The organism is Streptomyces rishiriensis, from assembly GCF_003112535.1.
Lineage (GTDB): Bacteria > Actinomycetota > Actinomycetes > Streptomycetales > Streptomycetaceae > Streptomyces > Streptomyces rishiriensis.
Genome location: NZ_BEWA01000005.1, coordinates 235,404 through 250,436 on the forward strand (window position 1 = coordinate 235,404; position 15,033 = coordinate 250,436).

Sequence of the window (15,033 nt, forward strand, 5' to 3'; positions counted from 1 at the left end):
TCGACGAACTTGCCGAACCGCTCCTCAGGAGGCCCGATGTCCTGGCACGTCACCGGCCGGCGCCGCGTCCGCCGTTGCCTCGCGGCGGGGGTACCGCTCGCCGCCCTGGCCGCGCTCTCCCCTGCCGGACCGGTCGCGGCGGGCACGTCGTCCCCGACGGCCCGTGTCACCCGGACGGCGACGCTCGGCGACATCCCGCTGGGGGCGTTCAGCAACGCTCTGCTGCCCGGCACGGTGGACGACGACCGGGGCGTGGACCTGGGCGGCATCGGCAGCGACATCTACCCGGCGGGCCGCAAGGGCGAGTTCTGGACGGTCACCGACCGCGGTCCCAACGGACAGATCAAGGTGGGCGGCGCCAAGCGCCGCACGTTCCCCGTGCCCGGGTTCGATCCGGCCATCGTGCGGATCCGGGTGTCCGCCAAGACGGTGAAGGTACTGCAGGCGATCCCCGTCACCACGTCGTCGGGGAAGCCCGTGACCGGGCTGCCGAACCAGGCCGGACGCGACGAGGCACCGTACTCGTACGACGCCCGGACGCCCTTGTCCTACAACCCGAACGGCCTGGACACGGAGGGCGTCGTCCGGGCGGCGGACGGAACGTTCTGGCTCGTCGACGAGTACGGGCCCTCGCTGGTGCACGTCTCCGCGCGCGGGAGGGTGCTGACGCGCTACGTGCCCGAGGGGCTGAACCTCACGGGGGCGGACTACCCCGTGGTGGAGGCGCTGCCCGCGGTCCTGCTCCACCGGAAGGTCAACCGCGGCTTCGAGGGCCTCGCACAACTCCCGGGCGGAGACCTCGTACTGGCGGTGCAGAGCCCGCTGTCGCTCCCGGACACGGCTGCGGGAGAGGCCTCGCGCACGGCGCGTCTGCTGCGCTTCTCCCCGAGGCGCAAGACGGTCACCGCCGAGTACGCGTACCGCTTCGACCCGGTGAACGTGGTCGACCCCGGGGAGGACGACCCCTCCGAACTCAAGATCTCCTCGGTGGTGGCCGTGGGCGGCGACCGACTGCTGGTGGAGGAACGCACGGACAAGGCCGCTCGACTGCAGGCGGTGCGACTGGGGCGGGAGTCGGACATCCTGGGCAGCCGCTGGGACGACGACGCCACGTCGCCGTCCCTGGAGCAACTCGACGACCCGGCCGGCTCGGGGGTTGCGGTGCTGTCCAAGCGGCTGGTCGTCGATCTGGGCAAGGTCGCCGGGGTGCCCGGGAAGATCGAGGGCGTGGCCCGCGTGGACCACGACACGCTGGCCCTCGTCAACGACAACGACTTCGGGATGACGGACGGCGCCGGCGCCTTCGACGCGCAGGGCCGGCTGGTCGACAGCGGCATCGAGACGACGGTCACGTACGTGCGGCTGCCGCGGGGGTGGTGACGCCGGCTACGACGCAGGCTCCCCCGCCTGGGACAGCAGCGACTCCAGCGCGCTCGGCAACTCGGACGGCAACGTGCTCGGCAACTCCGTCGGCAGGGTGCCCGGCAGCTCCGTGGGCAGCTCGCTCGGCAGGTGCGACGGCAGTTCGCTGGGGAAGCCGCTCGGGAAACCGCTGGGCAGTTCCACCGGGAGGCTGACGGAGGGCGTCGGAGACGTCGTGGCGCTGCCCGCGGGGCTCGGCGTGTCGTCCGACGAGCCGTTGCGCGCAGCCATCAGGACGACGGCGAGCACGGCTCCGGCCACGAGCAGCAGGACGAGCACCACGATGAGCGGGTTCCTGCGCCGGCCGGGGCCGCCGGGGCTCCCGGGATCGCCGGCGCCGACGGTGGCGTATGGGGCGGTGGGCGGTCCGAAGCCGCCGGAAGGCGGCATGTCACCCGGGGGTACGGGCGGCTGAGGCGGTACGGGCGGTAGGGCCATGCCGCCCAGCGTGGCCGTGGGCCCGCCCGGGACGCGACCCCCGCGCGCGAGTTGATACCGGTTCAGGTCACGGAGGACATGATTCCGGCGTATTGCGCGCGGAGGTTGCGTCGACCGCCGGACGGGAGCGCCCGGCGGCACGCGCGTGTGCGGCCTCCACGGAGCACGCGTGTGTGCGGCCCCCACCGCAGGACGTGCGTGCGTCCGGCCCCGCGCCGCACACGCGCGCGTGTGCGGCGGCTCAGCCCCGGGCGCCGAGGAGGTGGTCCATGGCGAGCTGGTCGAGCTGCTCGAAGGCCATACCGCGGGCCGCGGCCGCCGCGGGGTCGAAGTCCTCGAAAGCGGTACGGTCGGCGAGCAGACTCTGCAGCCCGTCGGCGGCCGTGGCCTGGGCCAGCTCGTCGAGGCGCGAGGCACGCAGGGCCTCCTGGACCTCCGGGTCGCCGCGGAAGGCGGCCGCCCGCTCCTTGAGGATCAGGTAGTTGCGCATGCAGCCCGCGGCCGACGCCCACACGCCGTCGAGGTCCTCGGTGCGCGGCGGCTTGAAGTCGAAGTGCTTCGGACCTGCGTACCCGGCGCTCTCCAGCAGGTCGACCAGCCAGAACGCGGCACGCAGGTCACCGGCGCCGAAGCGCAGGTCCTGGTCGTACTTGATGCCGGACTGGCCGTTGAGGTCGATGTGGAAGAGCTTGCCCGCCCACAGCGCCTGGGCGATGCCGTGCGGGAAGTTCAGCCCGGCCATCTGCTCGTGGCCGACCTCTGGGTTGACGCCGTACAGCTCCGGGCGCTCCAGGCGCTCGATGAAGGCCAGGGCGTGGCCGACCGTGGGCAGCAGGATGTCGCCGCGCGGCTCGTTCGGCTTGGGCTCGATGGCGAACTTCAGGTCGTAGTTCTGGGTGGTCACGTACTCGCCGAGGAGGTCGAAGGCCTCCTTCATGCGGTCGAGGGCCACGCGCACGTCCTTGGCGGCGCCGGACTCCGCACCCTCACGGCCGCCCCAGGCGACGTAGATCTTCGCACCCAGCTCGGCGGCCAGGTCGATGTTGCGGATCGTCTTGCGCAGGGCGTAACGGCGCACGTCACGGTCGTTCGCGGTGAACGCGCCGTCCTTGAAGACGGGGTGCGTGAACAGGTTGGTCGTGGCCATCGGCACGGTCATGCCGGTGGTGTCCAGCGCCTGGCGGAAGCGCTTGACGTGCTCCTCGCGCTCACTGTCGGAGGATCCGAAGGGGATCAGGTCGTCGTCGTGGAAGGTCACGCCGTAGGCGCCCAGCTCGGCCAGGCGCGTCACCGTCTCGACCGGGTCGAGGGCACGCCGCGTGGCGTCGCCGAACGGGTCCCTTCCCTGCCAGCCGACGGTCCACAGGCCGAAGGTGAACCTGTCGTCGGGGGTGGGCTGGTAGCTCATGCCGCGGCTCCTTGCTTGGAAGACTGTCGTGCTGGCGGTGGCGAACTATTTCGTCATGGCCGTTTACAAATTAGTATGCGGACGCATCTCTGGGAAGACAGATCCCGCAGAGCCGCGGAAAAACTTGAGGGAGAACCCGATGTCAGCAGCCGAGGGTCCGCTCGTCGTCGGCGTGGACACGTCCACCCAGTCCACCAAGGCGCTGGTCGTCGACGCGGCCACCGGCGAGGTCGTCGCGAGCGGCCAGGCGCCGCACACGGTGTCCTCCGGGGCCGGTCGCGAGAGCGACCCGCGCCAGTGGTGGGACGCCCTGCGCGAGGCGCTGCACCAGTGCGGCGACGCGGCGCGCGAGGCGGCCGCGGTCTCCGTCGGCGGGCAGCAGCACGGGCTCGTCACGCTGGACGCGCGCGGGGAGCCGGTACGTCCGGCGCTGCTGTGGAACGACGTGCGGTCGGCGCCGCAGGCCCGTCGGCTGACCGAGGAACTGGGCGGCGCGAAGTTCTGGGCGGAGCGCACCGGATCCGTGCCGGCGGCCTCCTTCACCGTCACGAAGTGGGCGTGGCTGGCCGAGAACGAGCCGGAGGCCCTGCGCGCCACGAAGTCGGTGCGCCTCCCCCACGACTACCTCACCGAGCGCCTGACGGGCGAGGGCACCACGGACCGCGGCGACGCCTCCGGCACCGGCTGGTGGGCTTCGGCCACCGAGGCGTACGACGAGGAGATCCTCGCCCACGTGGGGCTGTCCCCGGCGCTGCTGCCCCGTGTGGCGCGGCCCGGCGAGGTGGCCGGCACCGTACGCGACAGCCACGACCTGCCCTTCGCCAAGGGGACGCTGGTCGCCCCGGGCACCGGCGACAACGCGGCGGCAGCCCTGGGTCTCGGGCTCCGCCCGGGCACGCCGGTCCTGAGCCTGGGCACCTCGGGCACGGTGTACGCGGTGGCGAAGCACCGCCCCGCCGACCCCACCGGCACCGTGGCCGGCTTCGCCGACGCCCACGGTGACTGGCTGCCGCTGGCCTGCACCCTGAACTGCACGCTCGCCGTCGACCGCGTCGCGGCCCTGCTCGGTCTGGACCGCGAGGCCGTGGAGCCCACCGCACACCTCACCCTGCTGCCCTACCTGGACGGCGAACGCACCCCGAACCTGCCGAACGCCTCCGGCCTGCTGCACGGTCTGCGCCACGACACGACCGCCGGCCAGCTCCTCCAGGCCGCCTACGACGGCGCCGTGCACTCGCTGCTCGGCGCGCTCGACCTGGTCCTGGACGCGGACGCGGACCGCTCGGTCCCCCTTCTGCTGATCGGCGGCGGAGCCCGGGGCGGCGCCTGGCAGCAGACCGTGCGCCGGCTGTCCGGACGGCCGGTCCAGGTGCCCGAGGCCAGGGAACTCGTCGCGCTGGGGGCCGCGGCCCAGGCGGCGGGCCTGCTGACCGGCGAGGACCCGGCCGCGGTCGCCCGCCGCTGGAACACCGCACGAGGCCCGGTCCTCGATGCCGTCGAGCGGGACGAGGCGACGCTGGCCAGGATCGCCGGGGTACTCTCCGACGCGGCCCCGCTGCTGGAACGGAGCACGGACGCCCGCTGACATCAAGGACCGACCGTACGACGCAGAACATCAACGCCGGAACATCGACGAATCGACGAATCGACGGAGGCATGACCGCACCGCCGCACGAGGCCCGGCCGACCGGCCCGGGGCGCGCGCTGCCCGACACCCAGCAGGGCATGCGCCGCCGCAACCTGGCCAGGGTGATGCACGCCGTCAGCGCGGAGGGGCCGCTCTCGCGCGCGGGGGTCGCCTCACACATCGGTCTGACCCGGGCGGCGGTCTCGACCCTCGTCGACGAGCTCATACGCACCGGCCTGCTGGAGGAGCTCGGCCCCGAGCGACCCGGCCGGGTGGGGCGACCGGGATCGGCGCTGGCGGTGAGCGGGCGCGGCCCGGCGGGCATCGGCGCCGAGGTGGGCGTCGACCACCTGGCGGTCTGCGCCGTCGACCTGCGCGGCGAGGTGCGGGCGCGCGCCGAACGGCACGGCGCCAACCGGGGCCGCTCCCCCGGGCCGGTGGTCGAGGAACTGACCGGGCTCGTGCGCCGGGTCGTCGCCGACGCCGAGCGTGAGGGGCTGTGGCCGGCCGGGCTCGCGGTGGCCGTCCCCGGCCTCGTCGCACGCGACGCCCGCACGGTGGTCCGCGCGCCGAACCTCGACTGGCAGGACGTCGACCTCGGCGCGCTGCTGCCCGGCGAGTTCCCGTTGACGGTCGACAACGAGGCCAACTTCGGCGGGCTGGCCGAACTCTGGCTCGGCGCGGACACTCCTGGAAACTTCCTGCACGTGTCGGCCGAGATCGGCATCGGCGCAGCGCTGGTCGTGGAAGGCAGCCTGCTGCGCGGCACCCGCGGCTTCGCGGGCGAGCTGGGCCATGTGCCGGTGCATCCCGACGGGCCGCGGTGCGGGTGCGGCGGACGCGGGTGTCTGGAGCAGTACGCCGGCGAGGAGGCGGTGCTGCGGTCGGCCGGCTTGGAACCGGGCGAGGACCGGGTCGGCCTCCTCGCAGGACGGGCCGCGGACGGCGATCCGGAGGTGCGGCGCGCTCTGCGCGAGGCGGGAACAGCCCTCGGCATCGCCCTGACCGGGGCGCTCAACCTGCTGGATCCACAGGCCGTCGTGCTCGGCGGCGCCCTCGCGGGACTCGCGCCGTGGCTTGTGCCGTCGCTGGAGGCCGAACTCTCCCGGCGCACGGCGGGCCCCGCCTGTCCCGTCTCCGTTTCCCGGCTGGGCCCAGAGGGCCCCCTGCTCGGGGCCGCGCACTCGGTGGTGCGGTCCGTGCTGGACGACCCTGCGACGGTGGCGGAGCGGGCCTGAGGGCCGGGCCTGACGCGTGCGGAGTGCACGCTCGTCCGTGTGACCGCCGGGATCGAGGGCCGGAGCGTATACCTCACCGGGGCCGCCGACCGACCGGAATTCCACATTCGGGTGAGCGAGTTGTCCCCATACGCGGGTTCATCCACGGATCTCGGCCGCGCCCCGCGTCCGCCCGACCGGCACCGTAGCGTGATCGCACGGCGACGATTCGGCTGAACGTCGCCCGGACGGTTGTCGGCCCGCGCACCCGGCGTGACGATGTCCCCAGCCGCACCCTGAGACCCGCCCTCAGCCGTCACGCCTTCCGGGAGGACCAGTTGACCGATCCCTGGGTGGCCCTGGAACCCGGGGCCGATCCCACCGAGCGCGTACGGCTCCTGCGCCGCGCGCACGACACGTTCACCGAGGCGGGCACCGTGCCCCGGCCGGTGCGGGCCGTCGTGGCCGACTCCTGGCGGCGTTCCGCGCGGGCAGGCGTCGGACCGGACGGCGCCGCGAGCGTCGAGCTGGACGACGGCGAGCTCGGCGTCTACCGGAGCGAGCACCCGCTTGCGCGAGTGATGCCGCTGTTCCGCGAGTTGATGGGCACGTTCGCCGCCGACGGTGAGCATCTGCTGGCGGTGTGCGACGCGCACGGCAGGCTGCTGTGGGTGGAAGGACATGCGGCGACCCGGCGGCAGGCGGGGCGGATGAACTTCGTGCCCGGCGCGCGCTGGGCGGAGAGCGCGGTGGGGACGAACGCGCCGGGCACGGCGGTCGCCCTGGACCGGCCGGTGCAGGTGTTCGCGGCCGAACACTTCATCCGGCGGGTGCAGCCGTGGACGTGCGCAGCCGCCCCCGTGCACGATCCGCGGACCGGCCGGGTGCTGGGCGCCGTGGACATCACGGGCGGGGACGGGCTGGCGCACCCGCACAGTCTGGGCTTCGTGCAGGCGGTCGCCCGGGCCGCGGAGGCCCACCTGGCGCTGCTCACCCCGGTGCGGCCGGCCGCCGAGACATCGCGCCTGACCGTGCTGGGCCGGGACGAGGCACACGTGGTCACCGGCGGACGGGGCATCAGGCTGAGCCGTCGGCACAGCGAGATCCTGTTGCTGCTGGCCCGTCACCCCGAAGGCCTGACGGGCGATGAACTGCTGTGCGCGCTGTACGAGGACGAGTCGGTGACACCGGTGACGCTGCGGGCCGAACTGGCCCGGCTGCGCGGGGTGTTGGGCCCCGGATTGCTGGTCTCGCGGCCCTACCGGCTCACCGCCGCCTTCGAGTCCGACTTTGACGTCGTCGAACGACGGCTGGCCGCCGGCGCGGTGACGGGGGCGCTGACGGCGTACACCGGGCCGCCGTTGCCGGGGTCCCGGGCGCCGGCGGTGACGCGGCTCAGACGGCGTCTCGCCGACGGGCTGCGCGCCGCACTGATCGCCTGCGGCGACCCCGACCTGCTGGCGGACTGGGCGCACGCACCGTGGGGCGAGGACGACCTCGACGTGTGGCGTGCTCTCGCGGCGGCCCGTCCGACGGCCGCGACACGGGCCCGCCTCGCGTCGCTGGAGTTCGAACTGACGGCGCCGCGCGAGTGGCCGCGTCCGTGAACACGGCCGGCGCCGCAACGTGACCGCAACGTCCGACTCCCTACCGTCGCCCGCAGAGCTGTCCGACGGCGGGCAGCGCTGCTGAAGGAGGCTGACCAGGATGACCCGTTACGCGGCACCCGGAAGCGAAGGTGCGATCGTCTCCTACCAGGCGCGCTACGACCACTACATCGGCGGCGAGTACGTGCCCCCGGCTCGCGGACGGTATTTCGAGAACCCCTCGCCGGTGAACGGGGAGACGTTCACGGAGGTGGCGCGCGGCACGGCGGAGGACGTGGAGCGGGCGCTGGACGCGGCGCACGCGGCCGCGCCGGCCTGGGGCCGCACGTCGGCGACCGAGCGTTCCGACATCCTGCTGAGGATCGCCGACCGTATGGAAGCGCACCTGGAGCCGCTGGCGGTCGCGGAGAGCTGGGAGAACGGCAAGCCGGTGCGCGAGACGCTCGCGGCGGACATCCCGCTGGCCATCGACCACTTCCGCTACTTCGCCGGCGCGGTCCGCGCCCAGGAAGGCTCCCTCAGCGAGGTCGACGGCGACACCGTGGCGTACCACTTCCACGAACCCCTCGGGGTCGTCGCGCAGATCATTCCGTGGAACTTCCCGATCCTGATGGCCACATGGAAGCTCGCTCCGGCTCTCGCCGCGGGCAACGCGGTGGTGATCAAGCCCGCCGAGCAGACGCCGGTCTCGCTGCACTACTGGATGAGCCTGGTCGCGGACCTGCTGCCGCCGGGCGTGGTGAACATCGTCAACGGCTTCGGCCCGGAGGCGGGCAAGCCGCTCGCGTCCAGTCCACGGGTGGCGAAGGTCGCCTTCACGGGCGAGACGTCCACGGGCCGCCTGATCATGCAGTACGCCGCCGAGAACCTGAAGCCCGTCACGCTGGAACTGGGCGGCAAGTCGCCGAACATCTTCTTCGACGACGTGTGGGACAAGGACGACGACCTGCGCGACAAGGCCCTGGAGGGCTTCACCATGTTCGCGCTCAACCAGGGCGAGGTGTGCACCTGCCCGTCGCGCGGCCTGATCCAGCGCGGCAACTACGGCGACTTCCTCCAGGCAGCCGTGGCCCGCACCGAACTCATCAAACCGGGCCACCCCCTCGACACGGACACGATGATCGGCGCGCAGGCGTCGGGGGACCAGCTGGCGAAGATCCTCTCGTACATCGACATCGGCCGGCAGGAGGGCGCCAAGGTCCTCACCGGCGGCGAACGCGCCGAGTACGACGGCGAGCTGAAGGGCGGCTACTACGTCCGACCGACGATCTTCGAAGGGGACAACCGCATGCGGATCTTCCAGGAGGAGATCTTCGGCCCGGTGGTGTCGGTGGCCTCCTTCGACGACTTCGACGACGCCATCAAGATCGCCAACGACACCTTGTACGGCCTGGGAGCCGGCGTGTGGACCCGTGACATCAACACGGCGTACCGCGCCGGCCGGGCGATACAGGCCGGCCGGGTGTGGACGAACTGCTACCACGCCTACCCGGCGCACGCGGCGTTCGGCGGCTACAAGCAGTCCGGGATCGGACGCGAGACGCACAAGATGATGCTGGAGCACTACCAGCAGACGAAGAATCTTCTGGTGTCGTACTCGCCGAAGAAGCTGGGCTTCTTCTAGGCGCCTGCGAAAGGCGTCTGACCTGGCTTTTCACCCGTCAGGCGCCCGTCGCTCAACCTGCTCTCGACTTTGCCTGGAGACCGGCTCCGGCGGCTGCAAGGCCGCCCTCATGGCCGAACTCGTCGGCCGGAGGAAGCGCGGCAGCCGGCCGAGCAGGCGGTGGGGCGCGTCGCCACCGGGGCGGACGCGTCCTGGGCCCGCGACAGTGGACGAGGCTGCTCAGTCCTCCACGCCCCGTCGCACCCGCCGCGACGGGGCGAACTCGTACAGGTCCAGGACGGCGGGAGGATCGGCGAGTCCGGGCCCTCCGGCCGCGACCCAGGCGGCGATGTCGGCCGTGGCGTCGGGGTCGTTGACCAGTCCGAGCCAGACCGGCCGGCCTCCCGCGGGCCGCCCTGCGGAGGACGGCTGGACGACGATGACGTTCGCCTGCTCACAGGCGTCCAGGCAGTTCACGGCACGGACCCGGGCGATGGAGCTCAACTCGGACGTGAGCGTGACGACCTGGGCAGTGTGGTCGACACCCAGGATCTTGTCGGTGCCGCAACAGCAGCCCCGGCACACGGTGACCATGCAGTGCGGCTAGCCCTGTGCCGCGGGTGGCCTGCGGCGGCTCATTCGGCGGCCCGCTGCCAGGCCGCCTCGCGCAGCAAGCGCAGTCCGTTGAGGCCGACGATGACGGTGGAACCCTCGTGGCCGGCCACGCCCAGGGGCAGTGGCAGGGTGCCGAGCAGGTCCCAGGCGACCAGGCCGGCGATGAAGACGCCCGCGATCACCAAGTTCTGCACGACCAGCTCGCGGGCGCGCCGGGACAGCGCGATCACGGCGGGGACCGTGCGAAGTTCGTCGCGCACGATCACGGCGTCAGCGGTCTCCAGCGCGAGGTCGGAGCCCGCCCGGCCCATGGCGATGCCGGTGTGGGCGGCGGCGAGCGCCGGGGAGTCGTTGACGCCGTCGCCGACGACCAGGACCTTGCGGCCGGCGTCTTCCAGTTCCCGCACAGCGGTCACCTTGTGCCCGGGCAGCAGCCCTGCCCGCACATCGCCGATGCCGACCTCGGCGGCGAGGCGGGCAGCGGCACGCGGGTTGTCACCGGTCACCAGTAGGGGCGCGGTGCCGGTGAGAGCGGTCAGCGCGGACACGGTCGCGGCGGCGTCGGCGCGCAGCCGGTCGGCGATGCCGAGCAGTCCGGCCGGGGCGCCGTCGACGACGATCACCACGGCGGTCCGGCCGCCGTCCTCCAGCCCGTCGGCGACCACCAGGGCCCGCGCCGATCGAAGGGCCGCGGCCCCCGCTCCGTCCTCGACCGTGGCTGCGGTTCCGGCGCCGCCCCCCGCCCCGACGAGTAGTCGTGTCGGTGCGCCGACGGAGATCTTTCGGCCGCTGACGGTCGCGGTGACCCCGACACCGGGCGTGGAGGCGAAGTCCTCCGCGGTCGGCATGGCGAGGCCCTTCTCCCGGGCCGCCTCGACCACGGCACGGCCCAGCGGGTGCTCGCTGGGGTGCTCGGCCGCCGCAGCCAGCGTCAGCAGCTCCTCCTCGTCCAGGCCGGAGCCCGGCAGCAGCCGGACATCGGTGACGCGCGGGGTGCCCTCGGTCAGCGTGCCGGTCTTGTCGAGCGCGACCGCGTCGACCTCGCCGAGCCGTTCCATGACCACCGCGGACTTGACCAGCACCCCGTGCCGTCCGGCGTTGGCGATCGCGGACAGCAGCGGCGGCATCGTGGCCAGGACGACCGCGCACGGCGAGGCCACGATCATGAAGGTCATGGCCCGCAGCAGCGAGCCGGCCAGCGCGGCGCCGAAGGCGAGCGGGACGAGGAAGACGGCGAGGGTCGCCGCCACCATGCCGAGCGAGTAGCGCTGTTCGGCCTTCTCGATGAACAGCTGCGTGGGCGCCTTGGTCCCGGACGCCTCCTCCACCATGCGCACGATCCGCGCGATCACCGAGTCGGAGGCCTCCCGCTCGACCCGGACGCGCAGCGCGCCGGTGCCGTTGAGCGTGCCGGCGAAGACCTCGTCGCCCTGCTCCTTGACCACGGGCAGCGGTTCGCCGGTGATGGTCGCCTGGTCGACGTCGCTCGCCCCGTGCAGGACGCGGCCGTCGGCGCCGACCCGCTCACCGGGCCGCACGAGGACCGTGTCACCGACAGCCAGTGTCTCGACGGGGACGGTCCTCTCCTCCCCGGTCGCCGTCAGGCGCGTCGCCGTGGCCGGTGCCAGGTCCAGCAGGCCACGCACCGAGTCGGCGGTCCGGGCGGTGGCCAGCGCCTCCAGGGCGCCGGAGGCGGCGAAGATGACGATCAGCAGCGCGCCGTCCGTGACCTGCCCGATCGCCGCCGCGCCGAGCGCCGCGACGACCATCAGCAGGTCGACGTCGAGCGTCCGCTCCAACAGTGCCCTCAGCCCTGCCCAGCCCGGTTCCCAGCCGCCGGCCGCGTAGGTCAGTGCGTACAGCGGCCCCCAGGTCCAGGCCGGGGCGCCGGTCAGCTGCAGGGGCAGTGCCAGCAGGAAGAGCACCAGGGCGGCGGCGGCCCAGCGGGCCTCGGACAGCGCGAGAACGCGGGTGCGACGGGGTGCGGTGTCCTCGCGTGCGGGCGTGCCCCGGCCGACGGACGGCGGGGCGAGGGTGGCGGAGGTCATCGGAGCGGAGGTCCTTCACGACGGACAGTACGGCGCGGCTGCGGACACCGGATGCACGGGTTCCGCGCTTCCCACGGTACAGGAATGAATGAAGATCCGTTCATGCGTTCATGTGCGGGGATCCGTAGGATGAAGCTCATGGGCCATGGAGCTGATGCCGAGAAGACCGCCGCCACCGTGCGCGAGCGCCTGGAGACCGTCGGCGCCACCGACGTGGCCACCACGCTCCAGGCCCTGGCCACCCCGTCCCGACTGCGGATCCTGGCCCGTCTCCAGGAGGGCCCGTGCGCGGCGACCGAACTCGCCGACGCCGTCGGCATGGAACAGTCCGCCTGCTCCCATCAGCTCCGCCTGCTGCGCAACCTCGGCCTGGTCACCGGCGAGCGCCGGGGCCGCTCGGTCATCTACGCCCTCTACGACCACCACGTCGCCGAACTCCTCGAACAGGCCCTCCACCACGTCGAGCACCTGCGCCTCGGCCTGCGCGACACTCCCGCCACCGCGGAGGCGGCCGGGGTCCGCTGAGCCTCACCCAGGTGTAGCCACCGCGGCCGGCTCCGGTGCGAGATGTCCGGCCCGATCCGGCCGGGCCACCGGTGCCGCCCACGCGAGTCGCGGGACGGGCAGCTCGGTGAGGTGTACGGGGCAGATCGGTGAGATGTCAGGGGGTCAGTGGCCGCTGACGGTGAGTTCGTAGTCGCCGATCAGGTTGCCGAGCAGCGTGCCCGCGGTGAGGTCGCTGGTGACGTGGCCTGCCATGTAGAGGCGGGAGTAGAGGACTTCGTCCTGCATCCACCGGTAGTCCCCGGCGCGGTGCGGGGCGAGGGCAGTGAGGAAGGTGACGGCCGCGGCGGAGCGGGTCGCGTGCCGGGAGGGGTAGGAGTACGGGCCCTTGGCGCCAGGCGTGATGTGCTTGTCGGGGCGCAGGGCCGGGTCGAGGACGAACGGAGCCGGCTGCTTGTCCCTGGCCGCCAGCTGGTCGCTGATGGTCTTGGCCAGCTTCAGGGTTGCCTTGAGCTCGGCCTTCTCCGTCGCGCCTCGCGCGGCCGGGATCAGTTCGCGCTGATCGTGGAGGTAGACCTGCCAGATGTCCTTCTTGCCGTGCAGCTCCAGCCAGGTCGCGGCCTTCCTCCCCGCCGCTGTGCGGGTCTTGGCGAGGGCCTGGTCCTGGCGGAGTTCGGCGGTGCGCGCCTTCGCCGACGGCGGGGCCGGGACCTGCTGGGCCGCCCAGTCGGTGAACGCCTTGTCGTCGCGAGCGGTGCCGTGCGCCTTCTTCCACTGGGCGAAGAGAGCGTCGGCCTTAGCGCGCTGGGCCTCCACCGCCTTCCCGATCGCCGCGATCTCGGTGTCGGTGAAGAGCGTGGGCGGCGGGTCCTGCTTGATCAGGTCCGTCGCGCTCGGGTTCTTCACCGCGGAGGTGACGGCCGTGACCAGTTGCGGTCGCAGAGTGCCGATGCCTAGGGCCGCGACGGCGAGCAGGGCGATCAGCGGGTAGCGCCATTTGACGCCACGCAGGACGTTCATGCGGCGGGGATCCTTTCGGAGAACGGTGCGGAGAGCGGCGCGGAGAGCGGTGCCGGGTGTGCCTCGGTGGTGAAGTGGGCGCGGGCGAGGCGGCGTACGTCGTTGTCGGGCAGGCCAGGGGTGAGCAGGGACTGGCCGACGACGTACTTGCTGAGCGAGACCGGGCGGACCCCCATGCCGAGCAGGAGACGGTCGGCGAGGGCGGGGCCGGCCGCGCCCTTGGTCTCGATCAGGACGTACCCGGGATCGAGCGCGGCGGTACGGTCGTCACGCCGGCAGCTGAGGGCGCTGTCGAGGGTGACGCGGCTGCCGTGGCCGAGGTCGGCGAGGGCCGCGCGGACGTAACGGACTTCGGTCACGGGGGACAGTTCCCCGGCCGTGACGGGGACACCGGCCCGCTCCAGTACGTCGTCGACGAATTCGGCCGCAAGGGCGGTCAGTTCGCCGTACTCGGCTGCCGGGATCCGCAGGGCGTGCTTGACCGTGGCACCGCGGCCGTCCTTCGTCTTCACCTCCACCCGGCACAGACCGTCCTCCGCGTACAGGCGGGTGCGGATCTTCCAGCGGCGTCGCCGCTGCTGGACGTGGGCGCGCCAGGAGCCCAGTTCCGGGGTGTCGAAGTACGTGCTCAGGTAGCTCGTCGTACGACGGCCGTCGCCCAGGTCGAGGACGTGGTGGCTGTCGGCGAGGCGGGCGACGAGGCGCCGGGCCCGGTCGAACGGGACCAGGTACTTGCGGTCGACGCGGTGCTGGAGTGCCGCCGCCGCGTCCACCTCGGCGAGCGTCGCACAGCGCAGCTCCGCCAGGCCCAGCCGGGTCGCGAGAGACGGGGCGAACGTCATGGCGTCATCACCGGCTCGCGCGGCTCGGTGTCCGAAGCGGTGGCGGACTCCTGCGGCTCGGCGGGGTAACGGGCGGAGACCCGGGTGGTCTCCCGCACGTAGTCGACCTCGTCCACGACCACGGACAGCGGCACCTGGCCGAAGCGGAAGGCCACGTCCCCGGCGATCACGGAGGGGTCCGGGTAGATCCGGTCGAGGGTGAGCCTGACCGTCCGGGTGGGCGGCTCGTACGACGTGGGGTCGTCGACCACGAGGACGGCGACGAGCACCACGACGTCCAGCGCGACCACGAGCCAGGTCTGCCGGTGCGGCAGCCCCGTGCACAGGGCGATCACCAGGGTGACGAAGGTGTAGGCGACGTCCCGCAGGGTGAACGCCGCGCTGCGCAGGCGGACCAGGGAGAGGATGCCGAACAGGCCGAACCCGACCCCGGCCGGGAACTTGCCGGCGCTGATCGTGCTCATCGCGGCGAACAGGCCGATGTTCAGCGCGGCCAGCACCAGCGGCATCGCCGGCACGCTGGGGCGGCGCCGGTAGAGCCAGCCGACGAGGATCAGCAGGGCGATGACGTCGAGACCGCCGTGGGTCATCAGATCGGTGACCGTGAGGTGGTCGGTGATGCCCTTGGCGGCGAGCACCGATGCGCGCATGGGGGTCCTTTCCGTCACGGCACGTCGGACGA

General features: G+C 72.9%; 13 protein-coding genes. 6 read left to right on the forward strand and 7 right to left on the reverse strand.

What is annotated here, in order from left to right:
- Positions 1-36: 36 nt before the first annotated feature.
- Positions 37-1,380, forward strand: coding sequence for an esterase-like activity of phytase family protein (locus Sri02f_RS09410; protein ID WP_109000638.1), 1,344 nt, complete (start codon positions 37-39; stop codon positions 1,378-1,380).
- 6 nt (positions 1,381-1,386) lie between these two features.
- On the opposite strand, the gene Sri02f_RS09415 is transcribed toward Sri02f_RS09410, so the two are convergent.
- On the reverse strand, positions 1,387-1,812 hold the full coding sequence (locus Sri02f_RS09415) for a hypothetical protein (RefSeq protein WP_245970571.1): 426 nt from the start codon (positions 1,810-1,812) through the stop codon (positions 1,387-1,389).
- Between the two features lie 289 nt (positions 1,813-2,101).
- A complete protein-coding gene (xylA, locus tag Sri02f_RS09420) occupies positions 2,102-3,268 on the reverse strand; it encodes a xylose isomerase (protein WP_109000640.1) in 1,167 nt (388 codons plus the stop codon).
- Positions 3,269-3,407: 139 nt separating this feature from the next.
- Here xylA and xylB point away from each other — a divergent pair, with 139 nt between their 5' ends.
- From xylB to exaC, 4 genes are all read left to right on the forward strand, one after another.
- Positions 3,408-4,853: a xylulokinase gene (gene xylB / locus Sri02f_RS09425; protein WP_109000641.1), complete on the forward strand. Its 1,446-nt coding sequence runs from the start codon at positions 3,408-3,410 to the stop codon at positions 4,851-4,853.
- A gap of 71 nt (positions 4,854-4,924) precedes the next feature.
- On the forward strand, positions 4,925-6,133 hold the full coding sequence (locus Sri02f_RS09430; RefSeq protein ID WP_109000642.1) for an ROK family transcriptional regulator: 1,209 nt from the start codon (positions 4,925-4,927) through the stop codon (positions 6,131-6,133).
- A 317-nt stretch (positions 6,134-6,450) separates the two neighbouring features.
- Complete coding sequence (locus tag Sri02f_RS09435) at positions 6,451-7,719, forward strand: GAF domain-containing protein (RefSeq protein WP_109000643.1); 1,269 nt, start codon at positions 6,451-6,453, stop codon at positions 7,717-7,719.
- Between the two features lie 100 nt (positions 7,720-7,819).
- Positions 7,820-9,343: an acetaldehyde dehydrogenase ExaC gene (gene exaC / locus Sri02f_RS09440; RefSeq protein WP_109000644.1), complete on the forward strand. Its 1,524-nt coding sequence runs from the start codon at positions 7,820-7,822 to the stop codon at positions 9,341-9,343.
- A gap of 219 nt (positions 9,344-9,562) precedes the next feature.
- On the opposite strand, the gene Sri02f_RS09445 is transcribed toward exaC, so the two are convergent.
- The gene (locus Sri02f_RS09445) at positions 9,563-9,916 is read right to left on the reverse strand and encodes a hypothetical protein (RefSeq protein WP_109000645.1); all 354 of its coding nucleotides are present in this window, start codon (positions 9,914-9,916) and stop codon (positions 9,563-9,565) included.
- Between the two features lie 41 nt (positions 9,917-9,957).
- Positions 9,958-11,985, reverse strand: coding sequence for a heavy metal translocating P-type ATPase (locus tag Sri02f_RS09450; protein ID WP_109000646.1), 2,028 nt, complete (start codon positions 11,983-11,985; stop codon positions 9,958-9,960).
- 138 nt (positions 11,986-12,123) lie between these two features.
- On the opposite strand from Sri02f_RS09450, the gene Sri02f_RS09455 reads away from it, so the two are divergent.
- Positions 12,124-12,510: an ArsR/SmtB family transcription factor gene (locus Sri02f_RS09455; protein ID WP_109000997.1), complete on the forward strand. Its 387-nt coding sequence runs from the start codon at positions 12,124-12,126 to the stop codon at positions 12,508-12,510.
- A 144-nt stretch (positions 12,511-12,654) separates the two neighbouring features.
- On the opposite strand, the gene Sri02f_RS09460 is transcribed toward Sri02f_RS09455, so the two are convergent.
- Genes Sri02f_RS09460 through Sri02f_RS09470 form a run of 3 tightly spaced genes read right to left on the reverse strand, consistent with a single transcriptional unit; the run spans position 12,655 to position 15,001 of the window.
- The gene (locus Sri02f_RS09460) at positions 12,655-13,509 is read right to left on the reverse strand and encodes a phosphatase PAP2 family protein (protein WP_109000647.1); all 855 of its coding nucleotides are present in this window, start codon (positions 13,507-13,509) and stop codon (positions 12,655-12,657) included.
- Positions 13,506-14,351 carry a polyphosphate polymerase domain-containing protein gene (locus Sri02f_RS09465; RefSeq protein ID WP_109000648.1) on the reverse strand — a complete coding sequence of 282 codons (846 nt, stop codon included), beginning with the start codon at positions 14,349-14,351 and terminating at the stop codon, positions 13,506-13,508. The genes Sri02f_RS09460 and Sri02f_RS09465 overlap by 4 nt, the downstream gene beginning before the upstream one ends.
- Entirely contained in the window at positions 14,348-15,001 is a 654-nt protein-coding gene (locus tag Sri02f_RS09470; protein ID WP_109000649.1) for a DUF4956 domain-containing protein, read from the reverse strand. Before Sri02f_RS09470 ends, Sri02f_RS09465 begins: the two co-directional genes overlap by 4 nt.
- Positions 15,002-15,033: the final 32 nt, after the last annotated feature.